The following is a 14,793-nucleotide window of genomic DNA, read 5'->3' as shown; positions in this document are numbered from 1 at the left end:
GTCGCGCACGAAAAGAGTCACTCCTCGATCGGAAACCAACAGACATCGCCGCTGTACTGCGGCGATGGGACAATCTTAACGCGTTCCCCCGGCCGCGTGGGCCCGGTGCCGCCGCACGCTCTCCTCGACCAGGTCGAGGACGGGGCCGAGATCGTCACCCGGCTGGCCCATCGCCAGGTGCGAGACGAGACCTTCGAGTACGAGCTCGAGGTACGCGGTCAGGACGTCGACGTCCACATCGTCACGCAGGATCCCGGCGTCGCGCTGACGCAGCAGACGGCGGCGGGTCGCGGCGGTCAGCTGGTGGGACCGCTCGGCCCAGCGGGCGCGGAACTCGGGGTCGGTGCGCAGCCGCCGGGAGACCTCCAGCCGCGTGCCGAGCCAGTCGGCGGGGTGCTCGCTGCGGTTCGTCAGCAGCTCGCGCATCACCTGGACGAGACCCTGCTCGGCGACGATGTCGGCCATGCGCACCGCGTCGTCCTCGGCCAAGGCCAGGAAGAGGGACTCCTTGTCCCGGAAATGGTGGAATATCGCACCGCGGGAAAGGCCGGTGGCTTCCTCCAGCCGCCGGACGGTGGCACCCTCGTAGCCATAGCGTGCGAAGCACACGCGGGAGCCGTCGAGGATCTGGCGCCGGCGTGCGTCGAGGTGATCCTGGCTGACCCGTGGCATCCTGGAATCCTGTCACCGAGGACCCGCTCAATGCAATCCGTACGTACGTACTGTGACCGGTTCGCGGGATGATCGGCCGCCGCGGGAACCGAACGGCCTCGCGACACGTCGGACTACTCGGCCGGATCGGCTGACACGCCGTCCGCCGCTTGGCTACGCTTTGTCCGTCACGGTGCGTGAATGCTGAGGGGAAGGTGCGGGCGTGAACATCATCGGCGACGCCGCGAGCGCGATCAAGGCCGTCTGGGGTGACCTGACCACGCCGAAGGAGCCGACCGTCTACGGCGGTGGAGGCGGTGGCGGCGGCGGGTTCGAGATGAGCCCCGAAGAGCTGAAGACCGTCATCGGGCTGTGGGAAGACGAGCTGGAGAAGGTCGTGAAGGACGGCGACGAGATCCGCCGGATCTCGGAGGACCTGATGCCGCCGGGAAAGGACGAAGCCAGCTCGAGTTACGTCGATTCCGGGATCACCTCCTTGATCGCCCTGCAGAACCAGAACGACTCGATGAAGGACTACATCGAGGGCTATATCCAGAAACTCGAGCTCGCTCGTACGAAGACGATGGCCACCGATCAGGCCAACACCCTGCGCACGACCTGAGGATGCCGAACGTGTTGAGAAATCGTGCCGCCGCGGTGGCGCTCTTGTTCGTTTCCGCCGTGGTCGCAGGGTGCACGGGGGAGACTCCAGGTACACCGAGCCCCACGCAGGGAACGGCACCGTCCTCGGCTCCCTCGGCCGCACCGGAAGACCCGAACGTCCCGAAGGTGACGAATCCGCTGGACGCCTCGGCGTTCGTCGGTGACGCGTGCAAGCTGCTCCCGGCTGCCGCGGCTGCGGAACTCGGGTTCACCGAGCCCGGCGAGCCGAAGAACGACACCAGTAACCCCGCTTGCAGCTGGGGAATCCGGGGCAAGGCCGACAGTCTGCAGATCATCCTCGGCAGTGGCAACCGCGAAAAGGGCATGGGTGGCCTGGCAGGCCTGCACAAGGCCAAGGAAGCCGGGCAATTGAAGTTCCTGGAGCCCGGCCCCGACGTCGACGGCTATCCGACCGTCTATTACGGACTGCAGGACCGGCGAGCGCGTGGCAACTGCGACCTTTCGGTCGGCGTCGCCGATGACCTGGCGATCAGCGCCCAAGCCGAGGGCTACGAGAACGAACAGGATTCCTGTGGGACCGCGCAGAAGGTCGCGTCGGCCCTGATCAAGACACTCAAGGGGGCATGAGGGTGGACGGCAAACAGATCTTCGAGAACTTCACCCAGGGCGATACCCGCAACCTGCGTTCGGCGGCCGATCGCATCGCGAAACTCTCGGAGGCCTACGTCGAGCGTGGGAGGGCTATCAAGTCCCTGCAGACGCGGATGACCTCCTCCTGGACGGGCTCCGCCGCCGACGCGGCGAACGCCGGCGCGGGCCCGCTCGAGCAGGCCTTCAAGGAGACCGCGGATCCGCTGTTCCAGACCAGGGATTCGGTGACGACCCAGGCCGACAGCTTCGACGACTCGGGGTCGTCGGTCGTGCCCGTGCCGCCGAAGCCGGACAAGCCCAACCCCTGGACCACCGGCCTGAAGGGCGCCATTCCCATCGCGGGGCCGTTCATGGTCAACAACGACATCAAGAACTACCAAGAGGGCGTCGCGAAGCACGAGGCGGCGAACCAGAACAACGTCCGGGTGATGGACCAGTACGACTCGGTCACCAGCAGCACGAGCTCCAGCCTGCCGACCGATTATGGCGTCCTGAAGAACGACGGCGCGAACGTCAGCGTCAAGACCCCCGGCGGTACGCCCCCGATCGTCATCCCGCCGTACCCCCCTGTGAAGCCCGGCAGGAACGGCAGCGGTGACGACGACGGCACCGACACCAGCGGCACGGACGACAACGGCACCAACCAGAACCAGAACAGGCCGGGCGGCGACCAGAACCAGAACAGGCCGGGCACCAACGAGGATCGTCCGGTGCCGCCGAGGGACAGGCCCGACGGCAACATCACGACGCCGACGCGGAAGCCGCCGGGTACCGGCGACGACGACACCACGCGCCCGACCGGCGGCGGCAAGGGCAAGCCGGGACCGACGACCGAGATCCCGGGCAGGATTCCCGGACGCGGACCCGGTGACTCGGACAACGTCATCGGTCTCCCGAACGGTCCTGGCCAGAACTACAACCCCGGCGGCACCGGCCAGAACCCGCCCGGTGGTACCAGCGGACGCAACGTTCCCGGGCCCAACAGCGCGGCCGGGAGGCTTCTCGGCGGCGAGGGCGGCACCGGTGGTCGCGCGGGTGGTCCAGGTGGACCCGGCTCCGGCGGTCTGGGCGCGGGCAGGGGCTCCGGCATGGGCGGGCTCGGCGGCCTGGGTGGCGGAGACCTCGCCGGCGGGCGCGGTGGCGCCGGCCGTGGCGGCGCCGGCGCGATGGGCCCGATGGGGGCGGGCGGCAGGCGTGCCGATGGTGACGAGGATGACGAGCACCAGCGTCCCGACTACCTGATCGAGGCCGACCCCGACGCGATCTTCGGCACCGACCAGCGGACCAGTCCGCCGGTCATCGGCGAGTAGCGGATGACCGTCAGAACGGGCCGGGTGGATGTCCCGGTCGAAGCCTTGGCGGCACTCGCGGAACGCGAACGCGTCGGCGACCTGCACATCACGCTGCGCCCCGAACCGCGCTGGCTGTCCAGGACGGCACGCGCGGAGGCGGACAAGCGAGTGGAAGCGGCGTTGGCGCAGGCCGGGCTGCTGGATTCGAGCGGCCGTGCGTCGGTCGACTTCCTGGACTGGCTTCCGGTGCTCACGAAACCGGCCATCGAGTACTACGGCTGGGTGAACACCGGAGGCCAGACCTACGGCGTCCTCGCCGCCTCGCTCGGCCTGCAGGCGGTGCTGGCCGTGGCGTCGGGCGATTGGGTCGGGCTGCAGGAGATCGATCGCCGGCGGCTGCCGGAGACGCTGATCGAACAGCTGCCGCCCGTTCCGGCGGGCGGCGGCAGGCTTCGCACGGTCCGCGCGTACGAGCTCGAAGAAGCGGCCCGGCGCGGTCCGGACACGCATTCGCTGCCGCCGGTTATCGGGGACATCGTCAGCCTCGTGCAGCGGCCGGTCGAGGGGAGCGGCGAGCTCTACGTCGGCAAGCGGGACGAGATCGGCAGGCATGTGGCCGTCGAAGATCCGCTCCACTTCGCTGACACGGACTGGGGCCGGTACCTCAGCTACACGACCGGGCACGGCAACGACGCGGTGGTCCACATCGGACCCGCGGGCCCGGCGGAGCTGGCCGACGCGCTCCGGCACGTCTCCGGGACCCTGCCAGGCTAGTCACAGGCAAATACGTGAAGGCCCCCTTCACTGCGCTAGACGCAGTGAAGGGGGCCTTCACGTATTAAAAGCACGCGCGCCGAGAGATCCGTCCCGGCTATTGTGACAGCGCTGTTGTATTTTGGGCGCGGTCTGGGAGGACGAGAACGTGACACGGCTGTATCCGGAAATCGAACCGTACGACCACGGGATGCTCGATGTCGGCGACGGGCACCTCGTGTACTGGGAGGTCTGCGGGAACCCCGAGGGCAAGCCCGCCGTCACGCTGCACGGCGGCCCGGGGACCGGGTGCAGTACCGGCCTGCGCCGGTACTTCGACCCGACCAAGTACCGGGTCGTGCTCTTCGACCAGCGTGGCTGCGGCCGGAGCACGCCGCACGCGGGCGAGCCCGAGGTCGACCTCACCGCCAACACCACCGACCACCTGCTCGCCGACATGGAGCTGCTTCGCGAGCATCTGGGCATCGAGAAATGGCTGCTCTTCGGCGGATCCTGGGGTTCGGTGCTCGCGCTGGTCTACGCCCAGCGGTATCCGGACCGGGTCTCGGAGATGGTCCTGATGGGCTTGGCCACCGGCCGCCGGAGCGAGACCGACCTGCTCACCCGCGGCCTCGGTGGTGTCTTCCCCGAAGCGTGGGCGAAGTTCCGCGACGGTGTTCCCGAAGAGGATCGCGACGGCGATCTGGCGGCGGCCTATCTGAAGCTGCTGATGGACCCGGACCCGGCGGTGCACGAGAAGGCCGCGGCGGATTGGTGCGCCTGGGAGGACGCGATCGTTCCGACTTCGCCGCCCTACAAGAGTTTCGAGACACCGGAGTTCCGGCTCGCCTTCGCCAGGCTGGTGACCCACTACTGGAGCCACGGATCCTTTTTGGACGACGGCGTGGTCCTGCGGGAGGCCGGGAAGCTGGCCCACATCCCGGCCGTGCTCGCCGAAGGAAGCCTCGACCTGGGCAACCTCATCGGCACCCCATGGGAACTGGCCCACGCGTGGCCCGGCAGCGAACTGGTGATCATCGACGAGGTCGGCCACAGCACCCAGGACGAGCCGATGCGCGAGGTCCTCATCGGCGCGACGGACCGCTTCGCCTCCTGAGCGAAGGATCGCGCGTGAAGGCCCCTTTCCCTCGGCTCAGCCGAGGGAAGGGGGCCTTCACGCGCATTCTCAGGGGATGACCAGGGCGGGGGCAGTCTCGGGGGTGGTGGCGTCCGAACGGGTGGTTTCGGCGAGCCGCAGGCCGGTGGTGCGCGGGGGGATCCGGTCGAGATTCCACGAGCTCAGCAGCAGCGCCACCTTCGCCCGCATCTCGGTCCGCAGGCGCAGGAACGAATCGGCCGGATCGGCGCCGACCTCGCCGAGCAGGAGCCACCAGGCCCAGGCGGCCGCGCCGGCGTTCGCCACGAAGTCCGGGATCACCGGGATGCCGCGAGCCGCCAGTCCCGCTTCGGCGTCGGGAGTGGTCGCCGCGTTGGCGGCTTCGATGACGACCTTCGCCTTGACCGCGCCTTGGTTCCCGGCGCGCAGCGCGTAGGAGATCGCCGCCGGGACGAGGATGTCGGCGTCCGTCGCCACGATCTCGTCGCGCGGAAGCAGCCGGACGTCGGCGGGAAGCCGGCTGCGGTCGATCTCGCCATAAGCGTCCCGCAGCTCCAGCAGCGCCGGGATGTCGAGGCCTTCGGGCCGGTACAGCGTCCCGGCCACGTCGGCGACCGCGACCACCTTCATCCCGGCTTCGTGCAGGTACCAGGCCGCGCCGCCGCCCATGGTGCCGATGCCCTGGACGGCGACCGTGGTGGTCTCGGCGGCCCATTCCCAAGCGTCCGCGACACCGAGGCAGGCCTGCGCGACGCCGTACCCGCCGATCACGTCACCGAGCAGGAGCCCGCCGGGGACCGGAGTGCTCAACCCGGCCTGCACGCGGCGAAGGGTGTGCGCCGGATCGGCTGAACGGCGGATCGCCGCGTGGTACGACTGCTCGAGCCCGAGCTTCGCGAACACCTCGTCGATCAGGTGCTGGGGTACGCCGAGATCCTCGGCGGTCACCCAGTGGTTGTCGATCCACGGCCGCAGGAACGCGCAGAACCGTTCCAGCACACCGAAAGCGCGCTCGTCCTTCGGATCGAAGTCGATCCCGCCCTTGGCTCCGCCGACCGGCAGGCCGAAGGTCGCGGTCTTGTTCGCCATCCCCCTCGCCAGGTCCTCGACCTCCGACATCGTGCAGCCCGCGCGCATCCGGGTCCCGCCGGTCGCGATACCGGAGACCAGGCTGTGCACTACGAGGTAGCCGGCGGCGCCGGTGACGGGGTCGGTCCAGATGAGCCTCATCAGCGGTTCGGCGTTCCTCGCGGCCATGCGGCCACCTCCTTCGGGATTCGGGGTCGTCCTGCGCCACTTCCGAGGGTGCGCCCTGCCTGCCACGGGCGTCCATTTACCGAATCTGAACGATGTCGTGCAGAGAAACTGGTGTAACGCGCCATCCGGCGTCCGTGACCGCGCCCGATTACGTTGGGGTCATGGAGCTTTCGTTGCACCGCCTGAGGATGCTCCGCGAGCTGAGCCGTCGTGGCACCGTCACGGCGGCCGCCGCTTCGCTGCATTACACCGCTTCGGCGGTGTCGCAGCAGCTGGCGCAGCTGGAACGGGACGTGGGCGCGAAGCTGTTCGAACGCTTCGGCAGACGGGTGCAGCTGACCGAGCTGGGGCTGTTGCTCACCGAGCACGCCGAGGAGATCCTGGGGTCCGTCGAGCGGGCGACGCTGGCCTTGGAAGAGGCGCAGGAGACCGTTTCGGTACGGCTCATGGCCGGGGTGTGGGCGTCGGTCGCTTCGGGGCTGCTCCCGCACGCGCTGACCGCGTTGGCGGGTGCGCATCCGGGCATCCAGGTCCGGACCCGCGAGCTGGCGCCCGAGGACACCGCCGACGCCGTCCGGGACGGCGAGCTGGATCTGTCGTTCGTGATCGACTACTCCGACGCGCCGATGCCGTGGGACGCCGGTCTGGAACGTGCGGTGATCGCGGTCGAACGGCTGCACGCCGCGGTGCCCGCCGGCGCTGTCCCCGCGGGGAGCGCGTCGCTGCTCGAACTGGCCGAGCACCCGTGGATCCTCGCCAGCCCGAAGAGCCACTTCGGCCGCGCGGTGCGCACGGCGTGTCTCCGCCACGGGTTCGAGCCGAAGATCAACCACGAGGTCGAGGAGCAGTCGACGGCCATGGCGATGGTCCGGGCGGGGCTCGGGGTGACCCTCGTTTCGGATCTCGGGCTCGGCCTCCGGCCGCCGGGGATCGACGTCGTCGCGTTGACCACACCGTTGCTCCGGACGGTTTCGATCGCCTACCGGACGACCTCGTCGCGGCGACCGGCGCTGCAGCTGGTGATCGAGGCGGTCCGCGACGCGGCAGCCGCGCTGGGGCTGGGCACGGAGCCCGCTTTGCCCGGAATCGCCCGGTCCTGAGAGGTGGTCGGGGGATCCTGCCTCGCAAGAACCGGCCTGAATTTGTCGGACCCCGCGTGTAGCGTCCGAAGTCAAGGTATCTCAGTTATCGGACAACCGACTGGACGGCGGAAAGATGACTACTGTTCATGATTTCCCCGAGAAGTCCGGGAGCGCGTCGAACGCGACGGCGAAGGTCCTTTCGGACCGCGCCGAGGGCGAGGCGTATGTGGCTTCCGTGTGCTTCAAACACGGCCCACCGAGACTCCTCGGCGTAGAGCTGGAATTCACCGTGCACTACGCCGACGAGCCCGCCCGGCCTCTCGACCCCGACGATCTCGCCTCCGCGCTCGGCCCGCACACCCCGCGGACGTTGCGCCCCGACAGCCCCGCCCTCCCGCTTCCGGCAGGCTCGCCGCTGAGCCTCGAGCCCGGATGTCAGGTGGAGATCTCCGCCCGGCCACAGACCACGCTGCGCCAGCTGGACGCCGTCGTCTCGGCCGATCTGGCCCACCTCGAAAACCTTCTCGCCGCCCGAGGCCTGTACCTGGGTGATTCCGGGATAGACAGGTATCGCGCCCCCGCCCGCAAACTGGGCACACCGCGCTACGCGGCGATGGAACGCCGCTTCGCCCCCATGGGAGCCGGGGGCGCGACCATGATGTGCAGTACCGCGGGCCTTCAGGTCTGTGTGGACACCGGCGAGGCCGGCGACCTGGCCGACCGCTGGGCCGCCGTCCACGCGCTCGGGCCGCCGTTGCTGGCCACCTTCGCCAACTCCCGGGTCCACGCCGGACGCGACACCGGCCACGCGTCCGCGCGCTGGCTGGCCGTGATGGAGACGGAAAAGGTCCGCACCCGGTCGGCGGAACCGACCCGGGATCCGGCGGGTGCATGGGCGCGCCGGATCCTGGACACCCCGTTGATGGTGCTCCCCGGTGGCGACGGCCGCTGGGACGCGCCCGATTCCCTGACCTTCGCCGACTGGATCGACGGACGGGGCGAGGGCGCCGGGCTCGGCAGGCCGACCGAGGAAGACCTGGCCTATCACCTGACGACCTTCTTCACCCCGGTCCGGCCACAGGGGTATCTGGAGATCCGGTACCTGGACGCCCAGCCCGCCGCCAGGTGGCTGCACCCGGTCGCCCTGCTGGCCGCACTGCTCGCGCGACCGTCCACAGTGGACAAGGTGCTCGAACTGTGCGAACCGGTCGCGGGCGGATGGGAGCGCGCGGCCCGGCGCGGCCTGGCCGACCCGGCGATCGCCACCGTCGCGAGCAAGGTGGTGGACCTCGGCTGTGCCGAACTCGGCACCACCGGTCTGCCGCCGGAGACCATCACGGAGATCAGCGAGGGCGTGCAGTCCCTCTTGCGCGGTTCGAGGAGCCACCAGTCATGAGCGTGGAAAGCACCGAGACCAACCCGCTTCGCGCGCTGAGCCCGCAAGACCTGCGGGCGCACGCGGCCGAGGCGCTCACCAGGGCCCGCGAGCGCAGTGTCGCGCTGACGGACGTGGACGACGAAGACCTGGTCCGCCAGCATTCGAAACTGATGTCGCCGCTGGTCTGGGACCTCGCGCACATCGGCAGCCAGGAGGAGCTCTGGCTGGTGCGCGACGTGGGCGGCCGTGAGGCGCTCCGGCCCGACATCGACGACATCTACGACGCGTTCCAGCACGCCCGCGCGGATCGTCCGGCGCTGCCGCTGCTGGGCCCGGAGGAGGCGCGCAAGTACGTCCGCGAGGTCAGGGAGAAATCCTTCGACATCCTGGAAACCGTTCCGCTGCAAGGCAGGCGGCTCACCGAGGACGCCTTCGCCTTCGGCATGATCACCCAGCACGAGCAGCAGCACGACGAGACGATGCTGGCCACCCACCAGCTCCGCAAGGGCGATCCGGTGCTGCACGCGCCCGCGCCTCCGCCGTCGCGGTCCGGGCCGCTGCCCCCGGAGGTGTTCGTACCCGGTGGCGTCTTCACCATGGGCACCTCCGCCGAGCCGTGGGCGCTGGACAACGAGCGCCCGGCGCACGAGGTCGCGGTGGAGGCGTTCTTCATCGACACCACACCGGTCACCTGTGGGGCGTATGCCGAGTTCCTCGACTCCGGGGGCTACGAAGACCCGAAGTGGTGGAGCGAACGTGGCTGGGCGTACCGGAGCGAGCACGGCATCCAGGCGCCGCGCTTCTGGAAACGCGAGCAGGACGGCTGGTGGCGGACGCGGTTCGGCGTCTACGAGAAGGTGCCCGCCGCGGAACCCGTCGTCCACGTCTCCTTCCACGAAGCCGAGGCATACGCCGCCTGGGCGGGGCGTCGCCTGCCGACCGAGCCGGAATGGGAGAAGGCCGCCCGGTTCGACCCGGCGACCGGCCGGTCGCGCCGGTTCCCTTGGGGTGATGAGGAACCCACTCCCGACCACGCGAACCTCGGGCAGCGGCATCTGCGGCCCGCGGAGGTCGGCGCGTACCCGGCGGGTGTCTCACCGCTTGGCGTGCACCAGCTGATCGGCGACGTCTGGGAGTGGACCAGCAGCGGCTTCGAGGCGTACCCGGGATTCGCCGCGTTCCCGTACAAGGAGTACTCCGAGGTGTTCTTCGGCGGGGACTACCGGATCCTGCGGGGTGGCTCCTTCGGCACGGACGCGGCGGCCATCCGCGGCACGTTCCGCAACTGGGATCACCCGATCCGGCGGCAGATCTTCTCCGGGTTCCGCTGCGCCCGGGACGCCCGTCCGAGCGAGGTGGCCTGAGGGGCATGTGCCGTCACCTCGCGTATCTCGGCGAGCCGCGTTCACCCGCCGAGACGCTCTTTCACGCCCCTCATTCGCTGCTCGTGCAGTCCTACGCCCCGCGCGACATGCGGGGCGGCGGTTCGGTCAACGCCGACGGATACGGCCTCGGCTGGTACGCCGACGGCACCGAACCGCTGCGCCTGCGCAGGTCCGCTCCCTTGTGGACGGACGGGGATCTGCCGGCGCTGGCCGGATCGGTCCGGTCGCACGCCTTCCTGGCGGCGGTCCGGAACGGTACGACGGCGATGCCCGTGGTCGAGGCGGCGAACGCGCCGTTCACCGGCGGCGGCTACCTCTTCAGCCACAACGGGCTGGTGCGGGGCTGGCCGGACTCGATGGCCGAGCTCGCCGCGAAACTGCCGATCACCCGCTTGCTGACGTTGGAAGCGACCACGGATTCGGTACTGCTGTGGGCGTTGCTGCGTGAGCGGCTCGAAGCGGGCGAAGACCCGCTCGCGGCCGTCACGTGGCTTACCGGAGTGGTCGAGGAGGCGGGGCCGGGTTCGCGGCTCAATCTCCTGCTGACCGACGGCCGGACGCTGGTCGGTACCGCGTGGACGCATTCCCTGTCCTATCGGGACACCGGAGGCGGTGTGCTCGTCGCGTCGGAACCGTGCGACGACGATCCCGGCTGGACCCCCGTCCCTGACCGCCACGCCGTCCGGGTCACCGGCGCGGGCGTGGAAATCCTTCCCCTCGAAGCCGATCGGAGCCCTGAGGCACGATGACCGAAGTCGACCTCGACGTACACCACAGCGAATCGGATATCACCGAGCAGCTGCGCGCGGACGTCCGCGCCGGCCTGGATGCGGACCAGAAGTGGTTGCCGCCCAAATGGTTCTACGACGCGCGCGGCAGTGAACTGTTCGAGAAGATCACCGCCCTCCCCGAGTACTACCCGACCAGGAGTGAGCGGGAGGTGCTCGCCGCGCGTGGCGGTGAGATAGCCGAAAGCTCGGACGCGCACACCCTCGTCGAACTCGGTTCCGGATCGAGCGAGAAGACGAGGCTGCTGCTCGACGCGCTCACCAGCCACGGCACGTTGAAGGAGTTCGTTCCGCTCGATGTCTCGGAAACCGCGCTCGCCGAAGCCGCGGAAGCCATCACGGCCGACTACCCGTCCCTCGAAGTCCGTGGCGTGGTCGGCGACTTCACCCGGCATCTCGACCTGTTGCCGGGTGACCGTCCGCGGCTGGTGGTCTTCCTGGGCGGCACGATCGGCAATTTCCTCCCCGCCGACCGCGCCACCTTCCTGCGCTCGGTCCGTGAGGTGCTCGACGAGGGGGAGTGGTTCCTGCTCGGGACAGACCTGGTGAAGGACCGGGAAACCCTGGAACGCGCGTATGACGACGCGGCCGGCGTGACCGCCGAGTTCAACCGCAACATGCTCCGCGTGATCAACAACGGTCTCGGCGCGAACTTCGATCCGGCCGCCTTCGACCACGTCTCGTATTGGGACGAGGAGAACGAATGGATCGAAATGCGCCTGCGTGCCCGCGAACCGCAGACCGTCGACGTCCCGGGCGCAGACCTGCGGGTGAAGTTCGACGAGGGCGAATACGTCCGCACCGAGATCTCCGCGAAGTTCCGCCGGGAGGGGATCGCCGCGGAACTGGCCGACGCCGGCTTCTCGGTGGAGAAATGGTGGACGGACTCGGAATCGCGGTTCGGGGTGAGCCTGGCAAGATCTGTCCGTGCCTAACCCTCTCACGTCGCTCGCCCGCGCCCTCGGCACCAAACCGTGGCTGATGGGGCTCGCGGGCGGGATCATCTGGGTGGACAAGAGACTCCACCGGTTGTTCAAGGGGAAGGTGAGCCTGGTCGCGCTGGCCGGGCTCCCTTCCCTGCGCCTGACCACGACCGGCCGCAAGAGCGGGCTGCCCCGCAGCACCAATCTCCTGTACTTCCCGCACGGTGGGGACTTCGTGCTCGTCGGCTCCAATTGGGGGAGGCCGAACGATCCCGCGTGGACACACAACCTGCGGTCGAATCCCGGCGCCGTCGTCGCGCTGGCGGGCAAGGAGATCCCGGTCCAGGCCAGGGAACTACGCGGAGACGAGTACGAAGCGATGTGGAAGCTGCTGCTGGAGTTCTGGCCCGGTTACTCCATGGAGGAGCAAGCCGCTCGCCGTGTGTTACCGATTTTCGAGTTGAAGACAACCACTCGATAGGTTCGTACCATCCTTTCGGCCGGTGACTGGGTTACCGGCTTGTGCGAGGCTCGCTGGGTGTTACGCGCCGTGACGTCGACGGCGCGCCGAGCGACGTGGTCCGTCACGTCGCCAGCCGAGGGAGGAGTCGTTTTGCCGAGATCCACAAGGAGGCCGGTGCGCGGTTTCGCACTGGTAGGGGCACTCGTGGCCGGCGCCGCGCTGACCGGGGCGTCCGGGACGGCGGTGGCCGCGCCGGACGCAGGCCCGCCCGCCGCCCAGGTCGGCGCGACGGCGCCGGTGAACTGGGGCACCTGCACGGCGGACCAGATCCGCGGTGTTCCCGCCGACCAGGCCAAGTTCTACAGCTGCGCGCGGTATCGCGTGCCGATCGACCACGACAACGCGGCGCTCGGCACCATCGACATCGCGATGCTGAAGCGGGCGGCGAAGACGCCCGACAAGAAGGTCGGCTCCCTGTTCCTCAACCCGGGCGGTCCCGGCGGTTCCGGGTTCCGGATGCCGATCGGCGCGGCGAACTACTTCCAGCCGCAGGTGCTCGACCGGTTCGACCTGATCGGGTTCGACCCGCGCGGGGTCGGGGCCAGCAACCCGCTCAAGTGCTTCACCACGCAGGAAGACGCGGACGACGTCTTCTCCGCGCAGATCCCCGTGCCGCTGACCCGGCAGGAGATCTCCGGAACCCTGGCCTCGTACCGCGACTACGGCCAGTTCTGCAAGAACAACGCGGGCGCGCTGCTGAACCACATGTCCACCAAGGACGTCGTGCGCGACCTCGACAAGATGCGGGCGGCCGTCGGCGACCAGAAGCTGACCTTCGTCGGCTTCTCGTACGGGACCCTGATTGGGTCGACCTACACGTCGATGTTCCCGAAGCAGAGCCGGGCGATCGTCGTCGACGGCAACGTCGACCCGGCACTGCGCACCAGCGACGGCGTGCAGTACGACCGCGAGCGCGCTCGCGGCTTCGAGATCGCGCTGGACGGCTTCCTGCGCAAGTGCGCGCAGGTCGGGCCGAAGTGCTCCTTCAGCGCCGGTACGCCGCGGGAGAAGTTCGACGAGGTCCGCGGCTACCTGCGCCAGCAGCCGATCAAACTGCCGGACGGGAGCAGCTACGACATCAACGCGTTCACCAGCACGGTGGCCGGGGTGCTGTACTCGCCGACGTCGTTCCCGCCGCTGGCCGACGACTTGCAGGCGCTGTACAACATCGTCCACCCGCCCGCGGCTCAGACGCAGACGGCCCGGGCCGTCGAGCTGAAGGTGCTGCGGTCGGGGGCGAACGGGCGCGCGGACGCGAACCCGGACAGCCCCTACACCGGCGACGACTCCTACTTCGCCGTGAACTGCTCGGACAAGAAGATCACGATCAAGCAGGAGAAGGTTCCGGAGATCGCCGCGAAGTGGGAGAAGGAATCGCCCACTTTCGGTCGCTACCAGGCGTTCTCGGACATCGCGGGCTGCCCGGTGTGGCCGGCGAAGAAGCCGGACGCCTACCGCGGCCCGTGGCAGGCCAAGACCGACACCCCGGTGCTGGTCATCGGCAACTACTACGACCCGGCGACCCAGTACCTGTTCTCGAAGCGGATGGCCGACCAGCTGGGCAACGCCCGCCTGCTCTCGGTCGACGCCTTCGGGCACTGCATCCTCGGCGACTCGCTCGGGGTGGACAAGGTGACGGCCGACTACCTGATCGACCTGAAGGTGCCTGCCAACGGCCAGGTCTTCCAGCCGAACGTCCAGCCGTTCGAAACCGCCTGATCCAGGGCTGATGAACACGAAGGCCACCGCCCACGGCGGTGGCCTTCGTGGCGTTCGGGACCGGTCCCGAAGGCCCGGCCCTAGTGTTCCGGACGGGGAGGGCCGGATCGGCCGGACGAACTGCTCGTCCAGGAGATCCGGGTGGGTAACCAGGGCACCGGCTTCGGCTTGGTCGCGGCCGCCGGTGCGCCTGGCTCACCCATCGCCCGGCTGCTGCACCTCTGCGGCGAGGGGCGCCGCGATGCTCGACCGCGCGGCGGGTCGCCGCAAGTCTCCGGCCGGCTTCAGACGTTGACGCTCGCGTAGGCGTCGAGACCGTAATTGGCCGCGTACGCGTTCTCGACTCCGACCAGAAGGTCGACGACTTCGAAGTACCGGTCCCAGAAGGGCGTCTCACGCAGCGCCTCGATGAGCAACTGATACGAGTGATGGTCGTCGGCCTCCCACACCCAGACGTCGGTCACTCGCGCGGAGTAGAACTCCGTGTCGAAGAACCGGGACCGGACACCCTTCACCTTGCTCTCGATCACCGGAAGAATTTCGGTCTTGAAGGCCTTCACACGCTGTTCGACGGTGAGGCCGAGCCATTCCGGCATGGTCTTCACCAGCATGAAAGCGGTCACTTCGGACATGATGATTCCTTTCTGTCA

Annotated in this window: 15 protein-coding genes; 12 read left to right on the top strand and 3 right to left on the bottom strand. The window is 69.0% G+C overall.

Annotated elements, in window-relative coordinates:
* Positions 1-75 precede the first annotated feature (75 nt).
* The gene (locus tag ACXIZN_RS13595) at positions 76-672 is read right to left on the bottom strand and encodes a TetR/AcrR family transcriptional regulator (RefSeq protein WP_125678272.1); all 597 of its coding nucleotides are present in this window, start codon (positions 670-672) and stop codon (positions 76-78) included.
* Positions 673-874: 202 nt separating this feature from the next.
* Between ACXIZN_RS13595 and ACXIZN_RS13590 the strand changes: the two genes are divergently transcribed.
* The 5 genes from ACXIZN_RS13590 (at position 875) to pip (ending at position 5,088) form a co-directional block, all read left to right on the top strand.
* Positions 875-1,273: a hypothetical protein gene (locus ACXIZN_RS13590; RefSeq protein ID WP_457954750.1), complete on the top strand. Its 399-nt coding sequence runs from the start codon at positions 875-877 to the stop codon at positions 1,271-1,273.
* Between the two features lie 2 nt (positions 1,274-1,275).
* A complete protein-coding gene (locus ACXIZN_RS13585) occupies positions 1,276-1,902 on the top strand; it encodes a DUF3558 domain-containing protein (RefSeq protein ID WP_457954749.1) in 627 nt (208 codons plus the stop codon).
* Positions 1,899-3,236 carry a WXG100 family type VII secretion target gene (locus ACXIZN_RS13580; RefSeq protein WP_457954748.1) on the top strand — a complete coding sequence of 446 codons (1,338 nt, stop codon included), beginning with the start codon at positions 1,899-1,901 and terminating at the stop codon, positions 3,234-3,236. Before ACXIZN_RS13585 ends, ACXIZN_RS13580 begins: the two co-directional genes overlap by 4 nt.
* A gap of 24 nt (positions 3,237-3,260) precedes the next feature.
* Complete coding sequence (locus ACXIZN_RS13575) at positions 3,261-3,992, top strand: ESX secretion-associated protein EspG (RefSeq protein ID WP_457960511.1); 732 nt, start codon at positions 3,261-3,263, stop codon at positions 3,990-3,992.
* Between the two features lie 148 nt (positions 3,993-4,140).
* On the top strand, positions 4,141-5,088 hold the full coding sequence (gene pip / locus ACXIZN_RS13570) for a prolyl aminopeptidase (protein WP_457954746.1): 948 nt from the start codon (positions 4,141-4,143) through the stop codon (positions 5,086-5,088).
* Between the two features lie 69 nt (positions 5,089-5,157).
* Here pip and ACXIZN_RS13565 read toward each other — a convergent pair whose 3' ends face one another.
* Positions 5,158-6,345, bottom strand: a complete 1,188-nt coding sequence (locus ACXIZN_RS13565) for a Glu/Leu/Phe/Val dehydrogenase dimerization domain-containing protein (protein WP_457954744.1) — start codon at positions 6,343-6,345, stop codon at positions 5,158-5,160.
* A 161-nt stretch (positions 6,346-6,506) separates the two neighbouring features.
* Here ACXIZN_RS13565 and ACXIZN_RS13560 point away from each other — a divergent pair, with 161 nt between their 5' ends.
* The 7 genes from ACXIZN_RS13560 (at position 6,507) to ACXIZN_RS13530 (ending at position 14,143) form a co-directional block, all read left to right on the top strand.
* On the top strand, positions 6,507-7,445 hold the full coding sequence (locus ACXIZN_RS13560) for a LysR family transcriptional regulator (RefSeq protein ID WP_192744463.1): 939 nt from the start codon (positions 6,507-6,509) through the stop codon (positions 7,443-7,445).
* A 115-nt stretch (positions 7,446-7,560) separates the two neighbouring features.
* Positions 7,561-8,823, top strand: a complete 1,263-nt coding sequence (locus ACXIZN_RS13555) for a glutamate-cysteine ligase family protein (protein WP_457954742.1) — start codon at positions 7,561-7,563, stop codon at positions 8,821-8,823.
* Positions 8,820-10,169 carry an ergothioneine biosynthesis protein EgtB gene (egtB, locus tag ACXIZN_RS13550; protein ID WP_457954741.1) on the top strand — a complete coding sequence of 450 codons (1,350 nt, stop codon included), beginning with the start codon at positions 8,820-8,822 and terminating at the stop codon, positions 10,167-10,169. Before ACXIZN_RS13555 ends, egtB begins: the two co-directional genes overlap by 4 nt.
* Before the next feature lie 5 nt (positions 10,170-10,174).
* On the top strand, positions 10,175-10,939 hold the full coding sequence (egtC, locus tag ACXIZN_RS13545) for an ergothioneine biosynthesis protein EgtC (protein ID WP_457954740.1): 765 nt from the start codon (positions 10,175-10,177) through the stop codon (positions 10,937-10,939).
* Positions 10,936-11,913, top strand: a complete 978-nt coding sequence (gene egtD, locus ACXIZN_RS13540; RefSeq protein ID WP_457954739.1) for an L-histidine N(alpha)-methyltransferase — start codon at positions 10,936-10,938, stop codon at positions 11,911-11,913. Before egtC ends, egtD begins: the two co-directional genes overlap by 4 nt.
* Positions 11,914-11,959: 46 nt before the next feature.
* Positions 11,960-12,382: a nitroreductase family deazaflavin-dependent oxidoreductase gene (locus ACXIZN_RS13535; RefSeq protein WP_457960510.1), complete on the top strand. Its 423-nt coding sequence runs from the start codon at positions 11,960-11,962 to the stop codon at positions 12,380-12,382.
* 156 nt (positions 12,383-12,538) lie between these two features.
* Positions 12,539-14,143: an alpha/beta hydrolase gene (locus ACXIZN_RS13530; protein WP_457954738.1), complete on the top strand. Its 1,605-nt coding sequence runs from the start codon at positions 12,539-12,541 to the stop codon at positions 14,141-14,143.
* Between the two features lie 284 nt (positions 14,144-14,427).
* On the opposite strand, the gene ACXIZN_RS13525 is transcribed toward ACXIZN_RS13530, so the two are convergent.
* A complete protein-coding gene (locus ACXIZN_RS13525) occupies positions 14,428-14,775 on the bottom strand; it encodes a darcynin family protein (RefSeq protein WP_457954737.1) in 348 nt (115 codons plus the stop codon).
* Positions 14,776-14,793: the final 18 nt, after the last annotated feature.

It is taken from the genome of Amycolatopsis sp. TRM77291 (assembly GCF_054166285.1).
This window is presented reverse-complemented; position numbering and strand designations above follow the sequence as displayed.